This is a genomic window from Lysinibacillus sp. K60 (genome assembly GCF_019731275.1).
In the GTDB taxonomy this organism is placed as follows: Bacteria; Bacillota; Bacilli; order Bacillales_A; family Planococcaceae; genus Lysinibacillus; species Lysinibacillus capsici.
This window is the reverse complement of sequence record NZ_JAASJR010000005.1, coordinates 118,271-135,600: the sequence shown is the minus strand read 5'-3', so window position 1 is coordinate 135,600 and position 17,330 is coordinate 118,271. Positions and strand designations below refer to the sequence as shown.

The window sequence follows — 17,330 nt, the reverse complement described above, 5'->3', positions numbered from 1 at the left end:
ATTAAACGCTTTTTCTTTTTCGAAACAGCAAAATAGCAATCATTAATTCCAATTTATTTTCATTATTATTAATATCAATCTTTAAAAGCTTTTCTATTTTTTTTAAGCGATATTTTAATGTATTTTTATGAATATGAAGGGCATCAGCAATTTCCTGTAAGCCCCCTTTACTTTTTAGCCACATTTCTAGATTGTATATTAGTTCTTCTTCCTCTAATAAAGAACCAATTGTTCTGCCGATGAAATGGCCAACCTTTTGTTCATCAAGGTCGGACAATAGTAACTCTAATTTCAAATCCTCTTCAAATACTATTTGTCTATTTTCTATAGCAACCGTTAACGCTATATTTGCTTCGTTGTAGGATGCATTTAGCTCAAAGAAGGAATGTGAGTTGCCGACACCTATAAATATATCGTCATCATATAGCTTTATAAGTTTGCGGTTAAATGAATGAAGTGTTTGCTCTAAATGAATACGCGTTATTTTTGGGACAAGCAACACTAGCTTATCAAAGCTCCATTGAAAAATATGTAATTGAGGATGGATTATTTGAATTGCACGCAAATAATCCACCCCCTTCTCATCGATTCTCTTATTCAATTGAATTATAATAATTCGATTGTAGAGCTCTGTATCAATATTTAACATTTCTGCTCGTTGCTCTAGCAACAATTGATTTACCTGACCATTTAATAAATCTAGCAGGAAGAGCTCAAACATTTTAGTCTCTCGTTCTTTTTTACGGTGCATTAAAAAATCTTCCACAAAAAACTGTGTAATTTTCTGAACAAGTTTCCCATATTTTTCTATTTCCGCAGGTTGGCCAGTAACACCAATTACTCCAATTGATGTATCTTCAATAACTAATGGCATGACAAGACCCTCACGCACACCCTTCAATTGAATCGACAGCTCCTTCGTCATATGCATGACTTCTTTGTTTTTCATGGCTATTAAAGCACCTTCATGAAATTGATTCATCCTCGACATGTCTGTGCTGGCAATAATAAATCCATTATGATCGATTACAACAACATTTTGATCAATCAACTCACCAAGCTCTCTTACAATTTTTGTGCCAATTATTTGCAAATCAAACATTGTGCCACCCCCCATAAAGATTAATATACTGATTATGCCGAAAATTTAGTATATTTTAGCTATTTTACTACAGTTTTCTATGCTCTTGTAGATAAAATCAACAATATGTGAGGCATACATGCTTGATTCTAGCTTTTCCTTATGGATACCAGATTGAATTTGTAACAAGCAACCAGGATTGGCCGTAACGATAACTGTGGGCTGTAGCGCCTTAATCGTTGCCATTTTTGTAGCTAAAATGTCATTAGCTGATGCAGGTTGCAATAAATTATATATTCCTGCTGAACCACAACAAGTGTTGGCATTTGGCAGTTCTGTGAAAAGGACATTTGGTAGTGCCTGTAAAATCATTCTTGGCTCATTGAAGACTTTATTGACATTGCGTAAATGACAGGAATCCTGATACGTTACAAGTGTTTGCTTTGCTTGCTGAGGCAAGGTGGCTAAATAATCAAGCAGACCAGCTTTGACAAGCAGGCTTGAAATATCAATTGTCTTCTCAGAAAATCGAATTGCCTTTTCACGATACTGATCATCACTCTGTAAATGCTTTTCATACTCCTTCAAGAAAGCTCCACAGCCACCAGCATTATTAACAATATAAGTGTAATCATCTGAATCAAATAGCTCTACATTACGAATTAAGTTTTGCTTACCACGCTTTAGCTCCCCACTATGTCCATGCAGAGCCCCACAGCAACTTTGATTATCTGGAATAATAACATCCACACCAAGCATTTGTAGCAAGAATACTGTTTTATCGTTTGTTTCCTTATAAAGCGTATCCATTAAACAGCCTGTAAAAAAGGCCACCTTCATCGTAGCTGGTTTCACCTGTTTGAATGGCTGTATTTTTCTTGCTATGGGTGGTAGAGATGCCTCCATTGTTTTTACATGCTTGGGGAATAAATTTAAAAAGCCAATTTTTCGCACAGCCTTTTGTAGGCCTGTTTTTTGATAAAGATGCAGTAGGCTGACGGCATGTTGCATATTTTTTTGTTTGACGAAAAGATTATTAAAAACAATTGTACGTGTTGTTTTTTCTACGAGGGATGCGTGCTTCACTTCTTGTACCGCCTCACGCGTTTGCTCAATCAAAGCACCATACTGTACCCCAGCCGGACATGCTGGCTCACAAGCACGACATCCTAAACATAAATCAAATGACTTCTCAATGGACGCATCAAAGGGTACTATTCCATCACGCACCGCCTTCATTAAGGCAATACGCCCACGAGGTGATTGGGCCTCATCTTGCTCTGTATGAAGATATGTCGGACAGCTTGGCAAACAGAAACCGCATCTCATACAGTCCAGTAATAAATTTTCATCGATATGCGTCTCGAAGGATTGTTGCATTTGCTGCTGAACATTAGTTGCCACCATCTACCACCACTCTTTTCTTCGTCTCTTTTGCAAAAACTTTGCCAGGATTCATAATATTGTTTGGATCAAAGGCTTGCTTAATGTTTTTCATTACAGTAATACCAACAGGACCAATCTTCCATTCTAAATAAGGTGCCTTCATTTCACCTACACCGTGCTCCCCTGTAATCGTGCCACCTAGCGAAAGTGCTGCCTCAAAAATTTCCGCAAATGCCGCTTCCACACGGTGCATCTCATCTTCATCTCGCAGGTCTGTTAAGCATGTAGGATGCAAATTTCCATCGCCTGCATGACCAAATGTGGCAATATTGACCTTGTACTTTTCGGAAATATCATTAATTCTCTTCACCATTTTGGCCAGCTCTGATCGTGGTACTGTGGCATCCTCTAAAATAACTGTCGGTTTTAATTTTGCTAATGCTGATAATGCGACACGTCTTGCTGTTTTAATTTGCTCCGCTTCCTGTGCATCTTTTGCAATTTGCGTAAAAAGAGCACCATTTTCTTCCGCAATTCGTACCATTTCTTTGACATCTTGTTCTACTTGATACATTTCACCATCCTGCTCGAGTAGGAGCATTGCTTCTACATCTGTTGAGAGACCTATTTTCATATATTGCTCGACGGCGCTAATTGTTTTTTTATCAAGAAATTCTAGCGTTACTGGAATGATTTTATGTGCAATAATACTAGATACTGTTCTCGCTGCATCCTCTAAAGATTCAAAGTATGCGATGCTCGTCATTTTATATTGTGGTAAAGGGATAAGCTTTAAGGTAATGGCTGTTACTACACCTAATGTTCCCTCTGCTCCAACAAATAATGAGGTGAGGTCATAGCCTGCTACGTCCTTTGCTAGTTTGCCACCTGTTTCTAGAATATCTCCGTTCGGTAAAACAATTTGTAACCCTTTCACATAATCCTTTGTTACACCGTATTTTAACCCCCGCAGGCCACCTGAGTTTTCACTGACATTGCCACCAATTGTAGAAATTCTCATTGAGCTTGGATCAGGAGGGTAAAATAAACCATGTGATTCAACAAATATACAAAGATTCTCGGATATAATACCTGGCTGTACTGTAATCGTTAAATTTTCCTTATCAAAATTTACAATTTGATCCATTCTATTAAATAAAATCACTACCCCTCCCTCATAAGGCACCGTTCCTGCTGCAAGGTTTGTCCCAGAGCCTCGAGGAATAATTGAAATCTTATATTCATTACATACTTTTAAAACCTCCGCAATTTCCTCTGCATTCCCTGGTGAAATAACAAGATCAGGTAAGCGCTGGAAGTTTGCTGTTGCATCATAGGAATAAGCTAAGAGCTGTGCAGTTGAGCTTTTTACGTATTTTTCACCAACAATGTGCGTAATTTTTTCGATAACTGTTTTATTCATAAGACTCACCTCGAAATGAATTATGTAGTTACTACAATTTTAATTGTTGGAATTTTCTAAACATATGTCTTAGAAGATAAAAAAGGGGATTATATTTTAATTTTTTTGTGTTATCGGACCAAAAAAAGAAGCTGTTGGATTTATCCAAACAGCTTCTAACAAATTTGCTTCAATATAGAAAAAAACAGATGAGAAAGTGTGGCACTTGCCTGCTTTCTCATCAGCCTTTTTAACGCTGGCGTTCCTTGAAGGCACGTTCCATCTCGCGTTTAGCTTCTTTTTTGCGCATGTCGCTGCGCTTATCGTAGTCTTTTTTCCCTTTACCGATGCCAATTAGGAGCTTGGCGTAGCCATCCTTGATGTACATTTTCAATGGGACGATTGTGTAGCCGTCACGTTTTACGGCACCGACTAGCTCGCCGATCTGCTTTTTGTGGAGCAGCAACTTGCGGGTGCGTAGTGGATCGTGGTTGAAACGGTTGCCTTGTTCGAAGGCGCTAACGTGCATATTGTTGATCCATGCTTCACCATTGCGGACGCGGACAAAGGAGTCTTTCAGTTGGACTTTGCCTGCACGGATGGATTTGATTTCTGTGCCAGTTAGGACCATGCCTGCTTCAATTGTTTCTTCGATGAAGTAGTCGTGGCCTGCTTTTTTGTTTTGTGCTAATACTTTACCAGAACCTTTTGCCATATCTTTCACCCTCTACTTAAAAGGTTGAGCTTAAGCGAAAGCACCCTTTCAATGAATACTTTCGCTTAGGCTTATTTACGTTTTGTTTTTTTCTTTTTGCCTTTTTTGGCAATGCCCTCATAGAACTTTTGCTTTTGTTTCACGCGTTTTTTAGGACCTGGGCTTGAGTCATCTTTGCGGCGACCACGCGGATCCCGGTCACTTTCGCGTCGTTCACCTTGCTTGGTGCTACGAGTTCCACGATCATCCTCTTGACGACCGCCTCTACGATTGCCACCACGTCCGCCTTTTTCCTCATCACTGCGTGTGCTTCGGCGACTTCGTTCACCTTTGTTATCGCTGTAATTTTTACGTGCATGAATAACAGTTGGTGCTGCTTTGCGTGTTCGTCCATATGAAGTTACCATTCCAACGATTTCAAAGTCAATGGATGACTCCTCAATAATGACATTTGCCACACGAACTGTCACTTCATCCCCAATACGGAATTGGCGATTCGTTCGTTCCCCGATCATAATCATTTGACGATCATCGAAGCGGTAGTAATCATCAGTCATATTGCTAATATGGACAAGTCCTTCGATGGTGTTTGGTAGCTCCACGAAAATACCGAAGTTTGTAATGGATGAAACAATCCCTTCGAATTCTTCGCCAATTTTGTCGGACATATATTGTGCTTTTTTAAGTGCGTCTGTATCACGTTCTGCATCAACAGCACGACGTTCACGCTCAGACGTGTGGTCAGCAATTTCATCCATTGCCATACTCCACTGTGCAATGGTTTCTCTCGATGTATCCTTGTTAATTAAATACGTACGAATTAAACGGTGTACAACTAAGTCAGGATAACGACGAATTGGTGATGTGAAGTGTGTATAGAAATCCGTTGATAAGCCAAAGTGTCCAAGACTTTCAGGGTAGTACTTCGCCTGCTGCATTGAACGTAAGAGCATCGTTGAGATAACAGGCTCCTCTGGCATGCCTTCAATGGCCTTCAATACATCCTGTAATGCCTTAGGATGAACGGTATTACCAGTACCTTTAATTAAAATACCGAAGTTCGTGACAAATTCAAAGAAGCGTTGAAGCTTCTCAGGCTTTGGATCTTCGTGAATACGGTATATAAACGGTACATTCATCCAGTGGAAGTGCTCTGCCACTGTTTCATTGGCAGCTAGCATGAAATCTTCAATTAATTTCTCCGCTACTGTTCGTTCACGTAATTCAATATCAACTGGCCATCCTTCTTCGTTCACGATCACCTTGGATTCTTTGAAGTCAAAGTCAATGGCTCCTCGCATTTCGCGTTTACGGCGCAAAATGCCCGACAGCTCAGCCATGTTTTTAAACATTGGAACAAGTGGCTCATAGCGTTCAATTAGTGCCTCATCCTGCTCCTCTAAAATCTTGTAAACGTCCTTATACGTCATACGCTCAGTCGTTTTAATGACACTTTGGAAAATTTCATGTGCAACCACATTACCATTCGCATCAATAATCATTTCACAGGATAGTGTTAAACGGTCAACCTGTGGATTTAATGAACAAATGCCATTTGATAAACGATGTGGAATCATTGGAATGACACGGTCTGTTAAATAAACACTTGTCGCACGATCGTAAGCTTCAATGTCAATGACCGAGCCTTGCGTTACATAATAACTTACGTCTGCAATATGTACGCCAAGCTTATACGTTCCATCTACATTTTTCGTTACAGTTACGGCATCATCTAAATCCTTTGCATCTGCCCCATCAATTGTCACAATCGTTTCATGACGTAAATCACGACGACCTACTAAATCGGCCTCTGTAATTTCATCTGGCACGCGCTGTGCAGCAGCAATGACTTCATCTGGGAATTCAGGTGGAATGTCATGCTTATACAAAATGGATAAAATATCCACACCTGGATCATTTTTATGCCCTAAAATTTTTGTAATATAGCCTGTAGCAGATTTTAAATCCTCTGGCCATGTTGCTACCTCAACAACAACCTTATGTCCATCGACAGCCCCTAATGTATCTCCTTTGGCAATAAAGATATCCATTGGTAGCTTTTTATCGTCTAGAACAACAAAGCCGAAGCCACGGTTAGCCTGGAATGTACCGACAAAGCTTGTTTGACCACGCTCGACGACCTTTGTAACCGTACCTTCACGTCGATCACCGAATGATTCCTTTAAAACACGTATCAGAACGATGTCTCCGTTAATGGCACCGTTAATTTCATGCGGTGGAATGAACACATCATCCATGCCCTCGACGTCAGGTGTCACGAAGCCAAAGCCCTTCGCATGTCCGATAAATTTACCTCTTAGCAAATTCATACGCTCTGGTAGGCCATAGCGATTGGAGCGGGAACGCACAACTAAGCCTTGCCCTTCCATGCGGACAAGTGTTTTCACAAGCTCCTTGAACTCCTCCGCATCCTCAAAGCCAAATTCATCCTCGATTTCACCGACTGTTAGTGGTTTATAATCATCTGTGCTGAAAAAATCGAGTAAACGACTTTGTAGTGTATCTTTTTGGTCTTTCATACATATTCCCTCCTTCATGAGAAAATCCTATTTATATTATTGTGCCCAATTTAGGCTTTCTAAAAAGCGATAAATGTCCTCATGTAATTGATCTTTTTCTTGATCTAATGTAATAACATGTTTTGAGTTTTCATACCACTTGATGTGCTTTTCAAGTGACTCAGTTTGATTATATATAATGTTGGCAGATTCTGTCTCTATTACTTCATCATTTGTAGCTTGTACGACGAAAATAGGCGCATAAATCATGTCAATTTCTTGACGAGTGCGGGCTATAAATTCTCGAAGCTGCTGTAGAGATGGCATGCCTTTGTCAGCAATACTTGCAACTTCAGCTTCAATTTGTTCTTCCTGTTTCCCTTGGAACTTTTTATAGTCCCTTGCATATTTCAAGACACCCTCAAACATAACGTCGGTTGTACGCATTGTCATAGGGGCACACATTGTCACAATGCCTTTAACAGGATTATTTAATGCAACGTTTAATGCCATAACACCGCCTAATGAAAGTCCAGCAACGGCTATTTCCTGATAGCCAGCATCCTGTAACTGTTTGTAGGCGGCAATAACATCCTGCCACCAGTCTGCTGGACCTGTTGTGATTAGTTCTTCTGGTTCCACACCGTGACCTTTATAGTGAGGTGCTAATGTAGTATACCCTTTTTTCTCTAAAAATCTACCAAGCATTCGTACGTCTGCAGAGCTTCCTGTGAAGCCGTGTAATAATAAAACAGCACGTGGTCCTGCCTGAAAGAAAAATGGCTGTGATAATGATTTGTTCACTGTAAGCACTCCTTCATTCTACAACACTTATACATATATACATACTATACCCAATCTCGTCATCTCGATGATGCCCAGCGGATCATTGGTTATTGCGTTACCATTCATTTTTTACTACAGAGAGAGAATTTACCATTTAACAATGATAAAAGAAAACGCCCAACCAATTCGGTTAGGCGATATATCTTCAACTATTAGATTTTTGTAATAGCGATTGCTAATAAAAAGAACACTATAGCTAACACAATTGTTGCACGGTGAAGGATTAAATCCATACCACGTGCTTTTTGCTTTCCAAATAGTTGCTCAGCTCCACCCGAGATGGCACCTGATAAGCCTGCACTTTTACTAGATTGAAGTAATACCACAACGATTAACGCTAATGATACGATAACTAATGAAACTAATACTACTGTATGCATTCACTGCACCTCCCGAACTTTGAAACATCACAACAGACTACATTATAACAAAAAAAGGTTGTGATGACAAACTTCGCTTTATGTTTTGCTGGAAATTTTCCGCCTCATGCTTCCATCCTTGTCGACTTGTGCTACTATTTGTGGATGTCACTCCCTACAAATTAAATTATAATGGCAAAAATGAACTTTTTTGGAGGGTGGGAAAATGAATAAAAAAATAACAGCGCTGCTAGTACTATGCTGCATGATTCCCTTTCTTACGGCATGCTCAAAGGCCATTGACCTACTTCTTGAGGAAGAGGATGTAACAACCACAACCTTAGCAGAAGATACAGAGAATGATATGAAGAAACCAGAAAGTAAAGCGCTATCTGCCTCTTTTTCACCTAATGATCTTTTCTCAACCTCATTATTTAAGGATGATCCTGCCTTACTACAATTCACTAAAAAAGTTGAAAAACAAGTAGCAAAGTTTGAACAGCACTTTGAAGTCCCTTATACTGGGAAGCTAAACTTCGAAGATTTTGAGGTGCAGCTGAATGACTTAAATAGCCTGCTTTCCTTCGTCGATCCCTATACAGCTGGTTATTTTCTTACTTATGAATGGACGGCTTGGGAAATAGATAATGGCTATTTGGTAGAGTTGTCGATTGATTACTTAACAGATGCCAAAAAGGAGCAAAAGGTCGATCAATATGTAGAGGCTTTTGCTGATCAGTATATTTCGACAGATATGACAGATTTTGAACGTGCTAAAATCATTAATGATACGGTTGTACAGTTAGCCACTTATACTGAACAAGGCTCTACTGAGGGACAAACGGTTTTTGAGCTGATAAACGAAGAAACTGCGGTATGTCAAGCTTATGCTCTACTAGCTTATCGCCTACTATTAGCTTCGGATGTAGAAGCGAAATACGTATATGGCTATAGTGAGGATCAGCTGCATGCTTGGAATTTAGTCAGTATCGATGGCAATTGGTATCATCTTGATACAACGTGGAATGACGTGGATTCAGCGGAGCCTTATGCGATTTCCTATGAATACTTTTTAGTCAGTGATGAAAAATTAAGCCAAGATCATTTATGGGTTAATGAAAATTATTTTACTGCTACAAATAACAATTATGATTTTATGCATGATATGTGGTATGCCCATACTGTCGATGATGTGATTTATTATAATAATATCAAAGATAATATGGTCTATTCCTATAATTTAGACACAAATGAAAACAATCAAATTACAGAAACAGCATGCTATTATTTAGCTACTTATGATGATTCCATTTATTGCAGTGACTATGACAATGCCGGTTATTTAACAAAAATTAATGTCCAGGACGGCTCTGAAGAAGTCTTACTTGAAGATGAAGTCCTCAACTTGTACATTGAAGAAGACATTTTATATTATGAAACGATCGATGGTGCACAACATCAGGAAAATTTGTAATGCCCCAAAAGAATCTGTGTGACCCTTACACAGATTCTTTTCTCCCCTTTCATTTACATAATTACCATATTTCATTAACAAACCTTTAACGCTAGCTTTACACCCTTCCTTTACACTTACAGTTGAATTCATCTAAAGGAGGAAAATCATGAAATACGCAAAAAAATGGACTTCATTGTTTTTAGCAAGTGCAGTGACTTTATCCGCAGTTAGTATCTCACAGCAAGAGGTACATGCAGCCGAAGTAAAGAAACCGACAAATGTCATTATGCTTGTGATGGATGGTAGTAGTAATAATGCTGTCACCCTTTCCCGCTGGTATAAAGGTGAAAGCCTAGCAATGGATGAAATTTTATCAGGTGCTATGCGCACATATTCTGCTGAATCTGCCATTACCGATTCCGCGCCTGCTGCGACAGCATTAGCAACTGGCCATAAATCGAACGATAAATATATAGGTGTTCTCCCATCTGTGATCAACTCCCCTGGATTAGCGCAAATCGCTAAGGATGAAGCCTTCCGCCCTGTAGCCAATGTGCTAGAAGGAGCTAAGCAGCAAGGTAAGGCCACTGGATTAATTTCTACTTCCGAAATTCAACATGCTACACCAGCTGGTTTTTCTGCCCATGTCAACAATAGAAGTCAATATGGGGATATTGCAGAGCAGCAGGTTTATCAAAATATTGATGTTGTCTTAGGCGGTGGTCTGGAATCACTATCACCAGGCACATCGAAAAATGCCCGTCAAGATGGCGAGGATTTAATCAAGGTTTTGAATGAAAAAAATTATGATCTCGTTAAAACGCGCGATGAGCTATTTAATAGTCAATCCTCAAAAATTTGGGGAAGCTTTGCACCAAGTTCACTTGCTTATGATTTAGATCGTGCAAAAACAAGAGCATCTGAGCCTACACTTGCTGAAATGACGAATAAAGCAATCAATACGCTGAAAAAGGATGAGGATGGCTTCTTCCTCTTTGTAGAAGGTAGCAAGGTTGACTGGGCTGCACATGCCAACGATACAATTGGTATCATTAGCGATATATTATCATTCGATGATGCGGTGAAAGAAGCAGTCGATTTTGCGAAGGAAGACGGTAATACTCTAGTCATTGCAGTAACTGATCATGGAAATAGCGGCATTACGATGGGGAACGCTAACACTACTAGTACCTATTCTAGCATTCCAGTCTCTGCTTACATCGACCCGTTAAAAAAAGCTACGATGACCATTGAAGGAGCTTTAAGCCAGCTAAAAGAAGATCGCTCTAATTTAGTTGAGGTCGCTGCTCTTTATGGCTTAGATTCATTAACGGAGGACGAGCTTAAAACATTACAGTCTGCTAAAGACTTAGGTAGTGAAATGGTAAAAATGCTAGCCAATCGTGCAAACATCGGTTATACAACAGGTGGCCATACGGGTGAAGATGTATTCTTATATTCATTTGGTCCTTATAAATTGACAGGATTAGTAGAAAACACTGATTTAGCTCATACAATGGCACGCTTTATGGGCTTTGACTTAAACACATTAACAAATGATTTATATGTGCCTGCAACGAAGGCATTTACGGAAAAAGGATTTACAACAAAAATCGACTTATCGGATAAAGAAAATCCAACATTTATTGCGCAAAAAGCAGATGTCACAGTGAAAATTCCAGTCAACAAAAACACGATGACGTATGAACAAACTTCCTCAAACACGGCAAAGACTCATACATTTGATACAATCAATGTCTACAATGGCTCTGAATTTTATGTATCTAAAAAAGTTATTAATCAAGTGAAATAAAAATAATAGCGCGAACATAAGTTGAGATTATTCCCTTATGTTCGTGCTTTTTTTACATAAGTAAACCAGCCAATAATTTGTAAACTCTACATATCCCCCCAAAACCTTAAATTTACCTTAAATTAATCTTATGATTTACTGAATTCATCTTAATTCAGCAACATTTTTCTCCACATTCCGTCAAATCAGTGTTAAAAACATAAGGTAAGGATTTTTAACTAGTAAATTACTATTTTTTTGAAAGTTTAATCCTATACTTTTTTTCATTGGAGGTGGACAAATGCAATCCATCAAAAATAATGAGTATTTACGCTTCATTGGCTTCACGATGTTTTATTTGATTGTTTTGGTACTGTTGTTTCTTATACATGGCTTCCATGATATGAACGCTGGACCATTTATATATACGGAATTTTAAATAAAGGAGATTAAAAAATGTTAAGTATTTTGGCAGCTATTGAACGTGTGGCCATCCAGCAGCCACAAAAAACTGCTTATCAGACACACAATGCCTCCTTAACTTATAGTGAGCTTTGGCATTTATCGGATCGTCTTGCCGATTATTTAATGAAGCTTAAGTTGCGGAGACAACAACCTATTGTCATTTATGGACATATGTCCCCCCTACAAATTGTTGCGTTTATCGGATCTGTAAAGGCTGGCCATCCATATGTACCTGTTGATTCATCAACACCATCGGAAAGATTACAACTCATTACAGAAGCTTCTGGAGCAGGTTTAGTATTGACAACAGAGCTATTACAGATGCAGATGAACCTTCCAGTTATGGCAGTGCATGATATTCTGGATGCCTCCTCAAAGGACGTGATCCTATCATCCGCAACATGGGTTCATGATGAGGATATCCATTATATTATTTACACTTCTGGTTCAACGGGTCAACCAAAAGGGGTACAAATAACAGCTAGTAATCTAACACACTTTGTAATGTGGATGCAGGATCACTTCCCTTTACAGGAAGACGGCGTATTTTTAAACCAAGCACCTTATTCCTTTGATTTATCTGTTATGGATCTCTACCCAGCTCTTGTTGGTGGACACACACTTTATGCGATTACACAGCAAGAAATTGCTAATCCAAAAGCATTGTTTGATTCATTAGCGACGTCAAATACTCGTGTATGGACTTCTACACCTTCTTTTGCCAGGATGTGTTTGATGAACAAAGAATGGGATCAAAAACTCATGCCTGCATTGGATACTTTTTTATTTTGCGGAGAGGTTTTACCGATAGCGGTATGTAACGAGTTGATGCTCCGTTTTCCACAGGCAACAATTTATAATTTATATGGTCCTACGGAAACAACCGTCGCTGTATCCTATGTAAAGGTGGCGAAAGAGCTAGTAGGACGCTTCGAACAATTACCGATTGCCCCTATAACGGAGCCAAACGTTTCTGTAGCAGAAGATGGGGAAATTATTATTTCAGGGCCAACCGTTAGCGCAGGGTATTTGGGAGCGCCTAAATTAACAGCTAAAGCTTTCCCGATCGTGGATGGCGATCGCATCTATCAAACAGGTGATATAGGCTTTGTGCAGGATGGTTATTTGTTCTTTTCAGGTCGTAAGGATTTCCAAGTGAAATTACATGGCTATCGTTTAGAGATTGAAGAGATTGAAAAACAAATCAGTAACCTGCCACCTGTTTCAAGCTGTGTTGTTGTACCTGTTTATAAGGAGAAGGAAATCATTTCTCTTAGTGCCCATATTGTTTTACGTGAGCCATTAACAGACGCTGCTTTTAAAACAACAAAGCAATTGAAGGCACTTTTATCGGCGTACTTACCTGCCTATATGATACCGAAAACATTTAAATATATGGACGCTTTACCACTAAATCCAAATGGTAAGGTAGATCGTAAAGGATTGGCGGTTATGGAGACAGTATGACGCCTTATGGAAATATAGCATTTTTTGTGATCATCGGACTTTTATTACTACCTACCATCCTCTTAGGATTACGAGGCAAATCTTCGAAACGCTATAATCTTTTTGTTTCGGTCATTGTCTTAGCATTAATCTTCGGACATTCATTGAATGGGTCCATCTCGCTCGTATTATTTACTGTCTTTCAGGTAGTACTTATTGTGGCTTATCAGCGCTATCGACTTCAGCAAAATAGCGGAACCATTTTTATAATAGCGGTGCTTTTATCCATATTACCCTTGATTCTTGTAAAGGTTTTGCCGATTCTCGGGTTACATCATTTATTTGGCTTCCTTGGTGTATCCTACATTACGTTTAAAGCGGTGCAAATGATTTTAGAAACCCGTGATGGCTTGATGAAAGAGAAAATTTCGGTAGTAGAGCTAGTCTATTTCTTATTATTCTTTCCTACCGTATCATCGGGGCCGATTGATCGTTGGCGTCGTTTTACAAAGGATTTTCATGCCGTGCCTTCCTCGGAGGAGTACCAAAAGCTGCTATTGAGTGGTATTAACTATATTTTTGTCGGCTTTTTATATAAGTTTATTTTGGCTTATTTAATTTACAACTACACGCTTATTTATTTGCCTAACCATACTTATAACTATTTGACACCTTTTCAGGGGCAGCTAGCGTATATGTATATGTATAGCTTTTACTTATTCTTTGATTTTGCTGGCTATAGTGCATTTGCTGTTGGTGTGAGCCGGATAATGGGTATCCAAACACCGATTAACTTTAATCGCCCTTTCGCCAGCCGCAATATTAAAGATTTTTGGAATCGTTGGCATATGAGCCTTTCCTTCTGGTTTAGGGATTATGTCTACATGCGCTTTGTCCTTTGGATGACAAAGAAAAAATGGCTAAAAAATAAATTTGCTATTTCGTATATAGGCTTCTTTTTACTATTCTTTTTAATGGGTATTTGGCATGGTCTGGAATGGCATTTTGTGGTCTATGGACTCTATCATGCCCTATTGATTATCAGCTTTGATAAATTTGAACGCTGGAATAAAAAGCATAAGCGTTGGCCAAAAAATAAATGGACGCATGCTATTGGCGTAATCATTACATTTCATGCTGTATGCTTCGGCTTCTATATTTTTTCTGGCACATTATTTTAAACAAAGGGCTGTAAGAGCCTGTTCACTAAAGGAGAATTATTAATGGATCAACAACAAGTTTTAGAAATGCTAGTCGAGTTATGTGAAGATGAAATTATTGTAGAAAACCCAGATATAGATTTATTTGAAGAAGGTTTACTGGATTCGTTTGGGACAATTAATTTATTAGTTGAAATTGAAAATCGTTTTAATATTTCTGTCCCTATTACTGATTTCAATCGTGAAGAATGGAATACGCCTAATCGAATAGCAGGGAAATTAGCTGAAAGACAATGATCAAAAAAGGCTTTCTTTCTTTATTTATTGCATTTGCTCTTTTTACGGGCTTTGTCTTTTTTCCTAATGCTTGGATTAAAGCATGGATATCCAATGAGGATGTGGAACAAGCCAAAACGAACATGTCTCCACTTGTATTTCAGGGCACATATTTACAGGAGCGAATGTTGCAGGAGCCTAGTTCCATGCCACTTTATGGCTCCTCGGAATTAAACCGTTTTGATCCGTTCCATCCATACAATTATACGCGAGCAACTGATGCTCCGTATTCGACCTTTATGATTGGACGTGGAGGCATGCAGTCCATTACCCACTTCTTGAATTTCGCAGCACAAGAAAAGAATTTAAAGGATAAAAAAGTGGTCTTTATCATCTCTCCACAGTGGTTTACAGAGAAGGGCATGGGTGAATTTCACTTTTCACCGAATTATTCCATGCTACATGCTTATGATTTAGCCTTTAATCAGGAGATGGATGCCAATCTTCATAAAAGAGCAATGGAGCGCCTACTAGAATTTGATACTGTCAAACGGGATCGCCTCTTAAAGACCATGTATCAATATCAAATGTCTAACGGCAAGGAAAAACCAATTACTGGACGTATGGCCATGGTCGCGGGGCGTTTCCACAAGGCATTACTAGAAAAGAAGGATTTATATTATTCCCTTTTCCCACGTAAAGGTCATGCATTAAAAAGTAATGACAAGCTCATTGCCAATCAAAGCTTTGAGCAACAATTGCAGCATGCAGAGGCATATGGGGAGAAGCGTGTATCCAATGACTATATGATTGAAGATCGCGCCTATCAGCGACTTGTAAATGCTAAATTTTCAAAGTTTAAGGATATACGAAAAAAAGAGGATTATTCAAACTCTCCTGAATACGAGGATTTCCAACTAGTGATCGATGTTTTAAAGGATGCAGGTGCCAAGCCACTATTCGTCTCCATTCCGGTGAATGGCTATTGGTATGATTATAATGGCTATCCTGAGGAGCGCCGTCAAAAGTATTACGATAAAATGGAGCAAGTATTAAAGGATGCGAATGTTGCCTATGTTGATTTTTCAGATCATGAATATGATCCCTATTTTATAATGGATACGATTCATATTGCCTGGAAGGGCTGGGTTTATCTCGATCAAGAACTAGATCAGCATTGGTCACAGCCATAACAAAAGTCAGGACAGTCTAATATAGTAGACTGTCCTTTCTTATTATCGTATGTATAGCGCCATTTGCTCGGTTATCTCATTTAATTTTTCAATGGCTTCACTAAAATGTTGAACCTGCTCTGCCTGATCATTGGAGGCTGTTTCAATTTGCTCCATGCTTTCCATAAGTGTTTGAATATTACTCGTAATCGTTTTAAGAGAGGTTTCAATTTGTTCTGTTGCTGTAGCTGTCTCACTAGAAAGCTTCCTTACCTCTTGCGCTACGATATTGAAACCTGCACCGTATTGGCTTGCTTGTGCCGCTTCTTTCTTCGTTCATAAATAAAACCCTCCATCAATAATTTTTTTGTATCTTAGGAATTGGTGGATTTTGTGTAATAAATATTAATGATTACAAACAGAAAGATTTGCATACAATCCAAAGCTTCACCTATTTTTCATCTGTGTAAAATTGTTCAATATACTGCTCTTCTTCCTCGGGCGATAATAAACGTGTTGCTCTTCCTGAATTTGTCGCGTCATCGCCACCTTGCATTTCCCAAATTTTGTTATGGTCGTCAACGGCGTTTGAATAATCACCTTTCGACCATCTTTCCAATATTGAAATATAAAGTTCTTTATATTTATAATCGTTCATTTTAACTACAGTTAACAATCGGTCAACTTTTTCTTGTGTTATTCGCTCACGACCCCATTGAGAAGCAGCTTTCACTTTTTGGTGGGACATGCTATGGATGGTTTCATTTACTTTGCTTTCCACTAAATTGTCAGGATAAAGCAATTCTTCTTTTGTAACTTTTTTATCTTCAAGCGGTGCTCCGTCAACAACAATAGTGGCTCTTTCTTTTTTGGCAACAGGTTTTTCCATTTGTTCGGTGGATTTAATGTAACCAAAAATCCCTCCAAAAATGACCAATATTACAATGATAACAATTGCAGATTTTGTTTTTCTCTTCATGTCATTAACTCCTCATTGTCATTTATATCATTATATCATTATGTATTGGTTTATATTATGTAATTAGGATAATAATAGCAGAATATTGAAATAAGTTTCAATGAAAAACCCTGTTCGTAGATAATGGTATGTACATTGTATACAGTAGGTACCAACGCAAAATTGCGTTCGTTGATTAAATACAACTAATACAATTTTGTATGCGTTAATATAGGTAAGTCCGTCATAGTTGCTCTCTAAGGGTGAGATTACAATTCGTATCCTTTTCACCAAGGT

Annotated in this window: 16 protein-coding genes; 7 read left to right on the top strand and 9 right to left on the bottom strand. The window is 38.6% G+C overall.

What is annotated here, in order from left to right:
* Position 1: 1 nt before the first annotated feature.
* From HCH28_RS12515 to secG, 7 genes are all read right to left on the bottom strand, one after another.
* On the bottom strand, positions 2–1,102 hold the full coding sequence (locus tag HCH28_RS12515; RefSeq protein ID WP_221681197.1) for a CdaR family transcriptional regulator: 1,101 nt from the start codon (positions 1,100–1,102) through the stop codon (positions 2–4).
* 45 nt (positions 1,103–1,147) lie between these two features.
* A complete protein-coding gene (locus HCH28_RS12510; protein ID WP_237497365.1) occupies positions 1,148–2,488 on the bottom strand; it encodes a (Fe-S)-binding protein in 1,341 nt (446 codons plus the stop codon).
* Positions 2,475–3,890: an FAD-binding oxidoreductase gene (locus tag HCH28_RS12505; protein ID WP_221681196.1), complete on the bottom strand. Its 1,416-nt coding sequence runs from the start codon at positions 3,888–3,890 to the stop codon at positions 2,475–2,477. Before HCH28_RS12505 ends, HCH28_RS12510 begins: the two co-directional genes overlap by 14 nt.
* Before the next feature lie 229 nt (positions 3,891–4,119).
* Complete coding sequence (gene smpB / locus HCH28_RS12500) at positions 4,120–4,584, bottom strand: SsrA-binding protein SmpB (protein ID WP_009373233.1); 465 nt, start codon at positions 4,582–4,584, stop codon at positions 4,120–4,122.
* A 71-nt stretch (positions 4,585–4,655) separates the two neighbouring features.
* Positions 4,656–7,124 (bottom strand): ribonuclease R, encoded by a 2,469-nt coding sequence (gene rnr, locus HCH28_RS12495; protein ID WP_221681195.1) that lies wholly within the window; start codon positions 7,122–7,124, stop codon positions 4,656–4,658.
* 36 nt (positions 7,125–7,160) lie between these two features.
* Positions 7,161–7,907 (bottom strand): alpha/beta hydrolase, encoded by a 747-nt coding sequence (locus tag HCH28_RS12490; protein ID WP_004228103.1) that lies wholly within the window; start codon positions 7,905–7,907, stop codon positions 7,161–7,163.
* Between the two features lie 194 nt (positions 7,908–8,101).
* Positions 8,102–8,329, bottom strand: coding sequence for a preprotein translocase subunit SecG (gene secG, locus HCH28_RS12485; RefSeq protein WP_004228101.1), 228 nt, complete (start codon positions 8,327–8,329; stop codon positions 8,102–8,104).
* A 205-nt stretch (positions 8,330–8,534) separates the two neighbouring features.
* On the opposite strand from secG, the gene HCH28_RS12480 reads away from it, so the two are divergent.
* The 7 genes from HCH28_RS12480 to dltD all read left to right on the top strand — a co-directional run bounded on the left by HCH28_RS12480 (position 8,535) and on the right by dltD (position 16,096).
* The gene (locus HCH28_RS12480) at positions 8,535–9,782 is read left to right on the top strand and encodes a transglutaminase domain-containing protein (RefSeq protein ID WP_221681194.1); all 1,248 of its coding nucleotides are present in this window, start codon (positions 8,535–8,537) and stop codon (positions 9,780–9,782) included.
* A gap of 148 nt (positions 9,783–9,930) precedes the next feature.
* Positions 9,931–11,577: an alkaline phosphatase gene (locus HCH28_RS12475; RefSeq protein ID WP_221681193.1), complete on the top strand. Its 1,647-nt coding sequence runs from the start codon at positions 9,931–9,933 to the stop codon at positions 11,575–11,577.
* A gap of 280 nt (positions 11,578–11,857) precedes the next feature.
* On the top strand, positions 11,858–11,995 hold the full coding sequence (locus HCH28_RS12470) for a teichoic acid D-Ala incorporation-associated protein DltX (protein ID WP_221681192.1): 138 nt from the start codon (positions 11,858–11,860) through the stop codon (positions 11,993–11,995).
* A 17-nt stretch (positions 11,996–12,012) separates the two neighbouring features.
* Positions 12,013–13,488, top strand: a complete 1,476-nt coding sequence (dltA, locus tag HCH28_RS12465; protein WP_221681191.1) for a D-alanine--poly(phosphoribitol) ligase subunit DltA — start codon at positions 12,013–12,015, stop codon at positions 13,486–13,488.
* Positions 13,485–14,648, top strand: a complete 1,164-nt coding sequence (gene dltB, locus HCH28_RS12460) for a D-alanyl-lipoteichoic acid biosynthesis protein DltB (protein ID WP_221681190.1) — start codon at positions 13,485–13,487, stop codon at positions 14,646–14,648. The genes dltA and dltB overlap by 4 nt, the downstream gene beginning before the upstream one ends.
* 42 nt (positions 14,649–14,690) lie before the next feature.
* Positions 14,691–14,924 carry a D-alanine--poly(phosphoribitol) ligase subunit 2 gene (gene dltC, locus HCH28_RS12455; protein WP_016994756.1) on the top strand — a complete coding sequence of 78 codons (234 nt, stop codon included), beginning with the start codon at positions 14,691–14,693 and terminating at the stop codon, positions 14,922–14,924.
* Positions 14,921–16,096 carry a D-alanyl-lipoteichoic acid biosynthesis protein DltD gene (gene dltD, locus HCH28_RS12450; protein ID WP_221681189.1) on the top strand — a complete coding sequence of 392 codons (1,176 nt, stop codon included), beginning with the start codon at positions 14,921–14,923 and terminating at the stop codon, positions 16,094–16,096. Before dltC ends, dltD begins: the two co-directional genes overlap by 4 nt.
* A 42-nt stretch (positions 16,097–16,138) precedes the next feature.
* Here the strand turns inward: dltD and HCH28_RS12445 are convergent, their stop codons facing one another.
* Both HCH28_RS12445 and HCH28_RS12440 read right to left on the bottom strand, forming a co-directional pair.
* Positions 16,139–16,363, bottom strand: a complete 225-nt coding sequence (locus HCH28_RS12445) for a chemotaxis protein (protein ID WP_313150517.1) — start codon at positions 16,361–16,363, stop codon at positions 16,139–16,141.
* A gap of 163 nt (positions 16,364–16,526) precedes the next feature.
* A complete protein-coding gene (locus HCH28_RS12440) occupies positions 16,527–17,054 on the bottom strand; it encodes a DUF6241 domain-containing protein (protein ID WP_221681188.1) in 528 nt (175 codons plus the stop codon).
* Positions 17,055–17,330 lie beyond the last annotated feature (276 nt).